The sequence below is a fragment of the Pseudonocardia sp. genome, from assembly GCF_025965585.1.
Lineage (GTDB): Bacteria > Actinomycetota > Actinomycetes > Mycobacteriales > Pseudonocardiaceae > Pseudonocardia.
This window is the reverse complement of record NZ_JAOPWR010000146.1, coordinates 1-6745: the sequence shown is the minus strand read 5'-3', so window position 1 is coordinate 6745 and position 6745 is coordinate 1. Positions and strand designations below refer to the sequence as shown.

General features: G+C 70.4%; 5 protein-coding genes. All 5 read left to right on the top strand.

What is annotated here, in order from left to right; all coding sequences use genetic code 11:
• The first annotated feature begins 14 nt into the window (after positions 1-14).
• The 5 genes from JWR81_RS09230 (at position 15) to JWR81_RS09210 (ending at position 6026) form a co-directional block, all read left to right on the top strand.
• On the top strand, positions 15-488 hold the full coding sequence (locus JWR81_RS09230; protein WP_297649459.1) for a Fur family transcriptional regulator: 474 nt from the start codon (positions 15-17) through the stop codon (positions 486-488).
• Between the two features lie 139 nt (positions 489-627).
• Positions 628-2829: a catalase/peroxidase HPI gene (katG, locus tag JWR81_RS09225; protein ID WP_297649458.1), complete on the top strand. Its 2202-nt coding sequence runs from the start codon at positions 628-630 to the stop codon at positions 2827-2829.
• 164 nt (positions 2830-2993) lie between these two features.
• Positions 2994-3440 (top strand): SRPBCC family protein, encoded by a 447-nt coding sequence (locus tag JWR81_RS09220; RefSeq protein ID WP_297649457.1) that lies wholly within the window; start codon positions 2994-2996, stop codon positions 3438-3440.
• The gene (locus JWR81_RS09215) at positions 3427-3822 is read left to right on the top strand and encodes an ankyrin repeat domain-containing protein (protein ID WP_297649456.1); all 396 of its coding nucleotides are present in this window, start codon (positions 3427-3429) and stop codon (positions 3820-3822) included. The genes JWR81_RS09220 and JWR81_RS09215 overlap by 14 nt, the downstream gene beginning before the upstream one ends.
• A gap of 92 nt (positions 3823-3914) precedes the next feature.
• Positions 3915-6026, top strand: a complete 2112-nt coding sequence (locus tag JWR81_RS09210) for a catalase (protein ID WP_297649455.1) — start codon at positions 3915-3917, stop codon at positions 6024-6026.
• Positions 6027-6745: the final 719 nt, after the last annotated feature.

Genomic DNA, 6745 nt, shown 5'->3' with positions numbered 1-6745 from the left:
ATGTTGTTCTGGACATGATCCAGTTCATCCGTCGTGTCGAGGTGGTTGTCGTGCGGAATCCGCCGCAGGTCGAGTGTCTCCTGCGTGACGCCGCGCTGCGCGTCACCGCGCCGCGAAAGGCCGTGCTGTCGGCGGTGCACGAGTACCCGCATGCCGATACCGAGTCTCTGCTCGCAGTGACCCGGGCGCGGCTGGGGTCGGTGTCGCACCAGGCCGTGTACGACGTCCTGCGCGCCCTCACCGATGCCGGCCTGGTCCGCCGCATCCAGCCGGCGGGTTCGGCCGCCCGCTACGAGGCGCGAGTGGGCGACAACCACCATCACGTGGTGTGCCGCTCCTGCGGCGCGGTGAGCGACGTCGACTGCGCCATCGGCGAGCCCCCTTGTCTGACCGCATCCGACGACGCCGGTTTCGCGATCGACGAGGCCGAGGTCGTGTACTGGGGTCTCTGCCCCGCCTGCCAGTCCCCGCTCCCGGGCCGCTGCTGAGGCGCGCCCACCCGGACCAGACCCATCCACCACCGCACCAGGCCGGCCGGCCCTCCGGACCGGCCCCCGAGGAAGGATCGACGTGCCCCCAGAGAGCGAGAACCCGGCCGTGGCCGACCCGAAGCCCCGCGGCTCCTCCGTGAGCCCGCAGGGCACAGACAGCACCGAGAGCAGGAGCGAGAGCGAGAACCCGGCGCTCGCGGGTCCCAGCCTCCACACCGACCACCAGCCGCGGAGCAACCGCGACTGGTGGCCGAACCAGGTCGACCTGGGCGTCCTCAACAGGACCTCGCCCGCCTCCGACCCGCTCGGCGAGGACTTCGACTACAAGCAGGCCGTCTCCCAGCTGGACTTCGACGCGGTCAAGGCCGACATCGTCGAGGTCATGCACACGTCGCAGGACTGGTGGCCCGCCGACTGGGGCCACTACGGCCCGCTGTTCATCCGCATGTCGTGGCACGCCGCAGGCACCTATCGCCAGCTCGACGGCCGTGGTGGCGCCGGCGACGGCGCCCAGCGCTTCGCCCCACTCAACAGCTGGCCGGACAACGGCAACCTCGACAAGGCGCGCCGCCTGCTGCTGCCGGTCAAGCAGAAGTACGGCCGCAGCCTGTCCTGGGCCGACCTGCTGGTGCTCGCCGGCAACGTGGCCCACGAGGACATGGGCTTCGAGACCTTCGGGTTCGCCTTCGGCCGCGAGGACGTGTGGCAGCCCGAGGAGGTCTTCTGGGGTCCGGAGGACGCCTGGCTCGGCGACGAGCGCTACAGCGGCGACACACCGCTCGAGCTCGAGGGCGCCCTCGGCGCCGTCACCATGGGCCTCATCTACGTCAACCCGGAGGGCGCGAAGGGCGAGGCGGACCCGGTCGCGACGGCCCACGACATCCGCGTGACCTTCGGCCGGATGGCGATGAACGACGAGGAGACCGTCGCCCTCATCGCCGGCGGCCACACCTTCGGCAAGGCGCACGGCGCCGGGAACCCGGACCTCGTCGGCCCGGAGCCGGAGGGTTGCCCGGTGTTCTCCGGCGGCCTCGGCTGGAAGAACCAGAACGGCACCGGCAAGGGCGCCGACACCGTGACCAGCGGCCTCGAGGGCGCCTGGACCCCGAACCCCACCCAGTGGGACAACGGCTACTGGGACATGCTGTTCGGCTACGAGTGGGAGCTCACCCAGAGCCCGGCGGGCGCCAAGCAGTGGAAGCCCAAGGAGGCCGAGGGCCAGGAGCTCGTCCCCGACGCGCACATCGAGGGCAAGAAGAACCCGCCCATGATGGCGACGAGCGACCTCTCGCTGCTCGTGGACCCGGAGTACCGCAAGATCTCCGAGCGGTTCCGCGACAACCCCGAGGAGTTCGCCGAGGCCTACCGCCGGGCCTGGTTCAAGCTCCTGCACCGCGACATGGGCCCGGTGTCGCGCTACCTCGGCCCCTGGGTGCCGCAGGAGGAGCTGCTCTGGCAGGACCCGGTTCCGCCCGTCGAGCACGAGCTGCTGTCCGAGTCCGACGCCGCCGAGCTCAAGAAGCAGATCCTCGCCTCGGGCCTGACGGTCCCGCAGCTCGTGCACACCGCCTGGTCGGCCGCCGCGTCCTACCGCGGCACCGACAAGCGCGGCGGCGCGAACGGCGGCCGGCTGCGCCTCGAGCCGCAGGCGAGCTGGGAGGTCAACGCCGGCACGCAGGAGGTCATCGCGAAGCTCGAGGAGGTCCGCGCCGCGTTCGGCAAGCCCGTCTCGATCGCCGACACCATCGTGTTGGCCGGCTGCGCGGCCGTGGAGAAGGCCGCCGCGGACGCGGGGGTGGACGTCACCGTGCCGTTCAGCCCCGGCCGCACCGACGCCTCGCAGGAGCAGACCGACGTCGACACGTTCCAGTACCTCGAGCCGCGCGCCGACGGGTTCCGCAACTGGATCAAGCCGGACGTGAAGCTGGCGCCGGAGACGCTGCTCGTCGACCGCGCGTACATGCTCGAGCTCACGGCGAAGGAGCTGACCGTCCTGGTCGGCGGCCTGCGCGTGCTGGGCGCGAACACCGGCGGCACCCAGCACGGCGTCTTCACCGACCGCCCGGGCGTCCTGTCGCAGGACTTCCTCCGCAACCTGCTCGACCTCGGGGTCGAGTGGAGCACGTCGGTCGAGGACGAGGGCGTCTACGAGGCCCGCGACGCCCAGGGCACCGTGGTGCGCACCGCCACCGCGGTCGACCTGGTCTTCGGCTCGAACTCGATCCTGCGCGGCATCGTCGAGGTGTACTCCGCCGACGACGCCAAGGAGAAGTTCGTCCGTGACTTCGTCAAGGCCTGGGACAAGGTCATGAACCTGGACCGCTACGACCTGCGGTAACCCACCCCCGTCTGACGACGCCCCGGTTCGCCGTACCTCCGGCGAACCGGGGCGCCCGTCATACCGGCTCCGTCGCCGATACCGCTCGCACCCATCGTGGCCCAGGGCGCCCGTCGCGCGACCCGCTGACATCCGAACCGACCCCGCAGCGAGGAGTGAACATCATGATCGAGGTGAGCCGGGTCGTCCACGCAAGCCCGCAGGAGGTGTTCGCCGTCCTGGCCGACGGATGGACTTATCCGCTGTGGGTCGTGGGCGCGACCCACATGCGCGAGGTCGACCCGAACTGGCCCGCTGTCGGGTCCCGGCTGCACCACCGCGTCGGGACCTGGCCCCTGCAGATCCATGACATCACCGAGGTCCGCGCCGCCGAGCCAGGCCAGCTGCTCGAACTGCACGCCCGCGCCTGGCCCAGCGGTGCCGCGCGCGTCCGCATCACCCTGGCCCCGTCGCCCGCGGGAACCCTGGTGACGATGGGCGAGCAGGCCGAGAGCGGGCCCGCGCGTCTCATCCCCCGGCCCGCGCAGGCGATCATGCTGAAGTTGCGCAACACCGAGTCGCTCAACCGCCTGGCCGACGTGGCGGAAGGGAACGGCCATGGAACCCGATGAGCAGACCCTGGAATTCGCCCACCAGATGTTCGAGCTCGCCCGGGCCGGCGGCACCGAGGAGCTGGCCGCGAACGTCGACGCGGGATTGCCGGTCGACCTGACCAACGACAAGGGCGACACACTGCTGATCCTCGCCGCCTACCACGCCCACCCGGAGACCGTCTCCGCCTTGCTGGCCCGCGGGGCGGACCCGGGACGGGTAAACGACCGCGGTCAGACCGCTCTGGGCGCAGCGACGTTCCGCCGTACCCGTGATTCGGTCGTCGCCCTCCTCGCAGCCGGCGCGGACCCGGCCGCAGGTAGGCAGTCCGCGCTGGCCGTCGCCCAGTTCTTCGATCTTCCGGAGATGGCCGAGCTGCTGCACGCAGGCTCGTCGGCCTGACCGGGTTTCGGGGCGGGCACCCTCGGGAATCTCGCCGGCGTGAGCGTCGAGCAGCCGGCGCCTTCCCCGTATGTCGACGACCGAGGTAGGCCATGCCCCCCACGCGCAAACCTGACCAGTCCCCCCCAGCCCCCGTCAGCCCCACCGGCGTCGAGGTCCCGCTGCCCGACGGCGCCCCCGACCCGCGGGCCCAGGCCGGCGACGTGCTGACCTCCCCGCAGGGGGTCCGCATCCCGGACACCGACCACTCGCTGAAGGCGGGCCCGCGCGGCCCGATCCTGCTCGAGGACTTCCATCTCCGCGAAAAGATCAGCCACTTCGACCACGAGCGGATCCCCGAGCGGGTCGTCCACGCCCGCGGCGCCGGTGCCCACGGGGTGTTCACCAGCTACGGCACCGCCGCAAACATCACCCGCGCCGCCGTGCTGGCCGAGAAGGACCTCCAGACACCGGTGTTCGTGCGGTTCTCCACCGTGCTCGGCTCCCGCGGCTCGGCCGACACCGTCCGCGACACCCGGGGATTCGCGGTGAAGTTCTACACCGAGGAGGGGAACTGGGATCTCGTCGGCAACAACATCCCGGTCTTCTTCATCCAGGACGCGATCAAGTTCCCGGACATCATCCACGCCGCCAAGCCCAACCCCACACGAGAGATCCCACAGGCCCAGTCCGCGCACGACGGCTTCTGGGATTTCGTCAGCCTGCACACCGAGGCCACCCACCACACCCTGTGGAACATGAGCGACCGGGGCATCCCGCGCAGCTACCGCACCATGGAGGGCTTCGGCGTCCACACCTTCCGCCTCGTCAACGCGAAGCAGGAGACGACGCTGGTCAAGTTCCACTGGAAGCCGGTCCTGGGCGTGCACAGCCTGACCTGGGAGGAGGCGCAGATCGCCGCGGGTGTCGACCCGGACTTCCACCGGCGCGACCTCGCCGACGCCATCGAGGCGGGCGCCTTCCCCGAGTGGGAGCTGGGCGTGCAGATCTTCCCGGACACCGAGGAGGAGACCCACGAGGGCATCGACCTCCTCGACCCGACGAAGATCGTCCCCGAGGAGATGGTCCCGGTCCAGCCGATCGGGAAGCTGGTGCTGAACGCCAACCCGCAGAACTACTTCGCGGAGACCGAGCAGGTCGCCTTCTGCACCGGACACGTGGTGCCTGGCATCGAGCCCACCAACGACCCCCTGCTGCAGGGCCGCAACTTCTCCTACCTGGACACCCAGCTCACCCGCCTCGGCGGCCCGAACTGGCCGCAGATCCCGATCAACCGGCCGCACGTCGCCGTCAACGACAACCATCGCGACGGCTTCATGCAGCAGGGCGTCCCGGTCGGCGAGGCGCCCTACCTGCCCAACTCGGTCGACGACGGCAGCCCGCAGCCGACCGACTTCGAGCACGGCGGGTACGTCAACGTGCCGCGGCGCGTCGAGGGCGAGGTCGTCCGGGGGGTCCCGTCGTCCTTCGACGACCACTTCAGCCAGCCGGCGATGTTCTACGCGAGCCTCTCCGACGTCGAGAAGACGCACACCATCGAGGCCTACACCTTCGAGCTCGGAAAGGTCTACGAGCAGGAGATCAAGGAGCGGGTCCTCGGCGTCCTCGCGAAGATCGACTCGGACCTTTGTGAGAAGGTCGCCGCCGGGCTCGGCCTCCCGGCCCCGGACGAGAAGCCGGTCGAGCACCTCGCACCGTCTCCCGCACTGGCCCAGGTGAAGGACGCGACGTTCCCCATCACGGGCCGCCAGGTCGGCGTTGTCGCCGGGCCGGACGCGGACCTGACCGGGATCGCTGCGCTGCGAGAGGCGCTCGAGGCAGAGGGTGCACAGGTCAAGGTGATCGCCCCGCACGGCGGAACCCTCGGCAGCGGCAAGAACCAGCAGGTCGTCGAGCGGACAGTCGTCACCGCCCGGTCCATCGAGTTCGACGCCGTCGTCGTCGCGGACGGAGCCCCCAAGGACCGTGACATCAAGACGGTGATCCTCCTCCAGGAGGCGTACCGGCAGCTCAAGCCGTTCGCCGCCTGGGGCGACGGCACGGAGGTTCTGGCCTCGGCCGGCATCGACGACGACGGACCGGGGGTGCTGACCGGGAAGACGGCGAAGACCCTCGCGAAGACCCTGGTAGCGGCGATGAGCCGGCACCGGGTGTGGGAGCGCGCGGACCTCGTCACCGCCTCCGCCGTGCCGCCGGCCTCCTGACGCACTGTCCCGCATCCATGCGGGCGCACGGCCGCCGGGGCTTCTCATCCCGTCGGCCGTGCCGGCCGGCCGGTACAAGTGCACGCGGAGTACGCGCGCTCCCGGCCGAGGGGGTTCGTCAGTGTCGAAGCGACGGCGGAAGCGACGACTCGCCCCGCTCCCGCACCGGCGGAGAGCCGCAGCCAGGTCCGGCGCGGCGGACCGGCCTTCTGCGCTTCTGATTCGGACCGGTGATCACGCCAGGATGTCGACCAACATCCCGGACCTCAGACGCCGAATTCGACCGCCACCACCACGGGAGCGCGTCGCATTACCGTATGCAGCATTCCTGCCTGATCCGTAGACGGAATTCGACGAAGCGCAAGCTGGCGCAATGAAAGATCAGCGGGCACAAGTGAGCTTGGCCCTTGTGCCCGGGCCCCGGCACAAGCTCAGACGCCGCTGCGAGCGCAGTCAGTGCATCACTGAAGTAGCTCCCGGGCTAGGAGCGAGCCCCCCAGAGCACCCGAGGGGCCAGCCAGCACCCCGCAGAGTTCGTCCCCGATAAACACCCCGGCGGATCGCCCGGGCGATGGACTGTGCTGCCCCCTCAGGCAGCGCGACCCCGCGCAGATCGACCACGAAGAAGCCGTCGCTCTCGGATGGATGCGTCACGATGAGCTCCTCACTGATACACACCAGCACGCCAGGGTCGTCACTTCCTGGTTGTCCGGTGAAGC

What these genes read in the sequence shown, in the direction of transcription:
- JWR81_RS09220 (WP_297649457.1), top strand. Translation starts at nt 2,994, where the DNA reads ATGATCGAGGTGAGCCGGGTCGTCCACGCAAGCCCGCAGGAGGTGTTC.
- JWR81_RS09230 (WP_297649459.1), top strand. Translation starts at nt 15, where the DNA reads ATGATCCAGTTCATCCGTCGTGTCGAGGTGGTTGTCGTGCGGAATCCG.
- JWR81_RS09210 (WP_297649455.1), top strand. Translation starts at nt 3,915, where the DNA reads ATGCCCCCCACGCGCAAACCTGACCAGTCCCCCCCAGCCCCCGTCAGC.
- JWR81_RS09215 (WP_297649456.1), top strand. Translation starts at nt 3,427, where the DNA reads ATGGAACCCGATGAGCAGACCCTGGAATTCGCCCACCAGATGTTCGAG.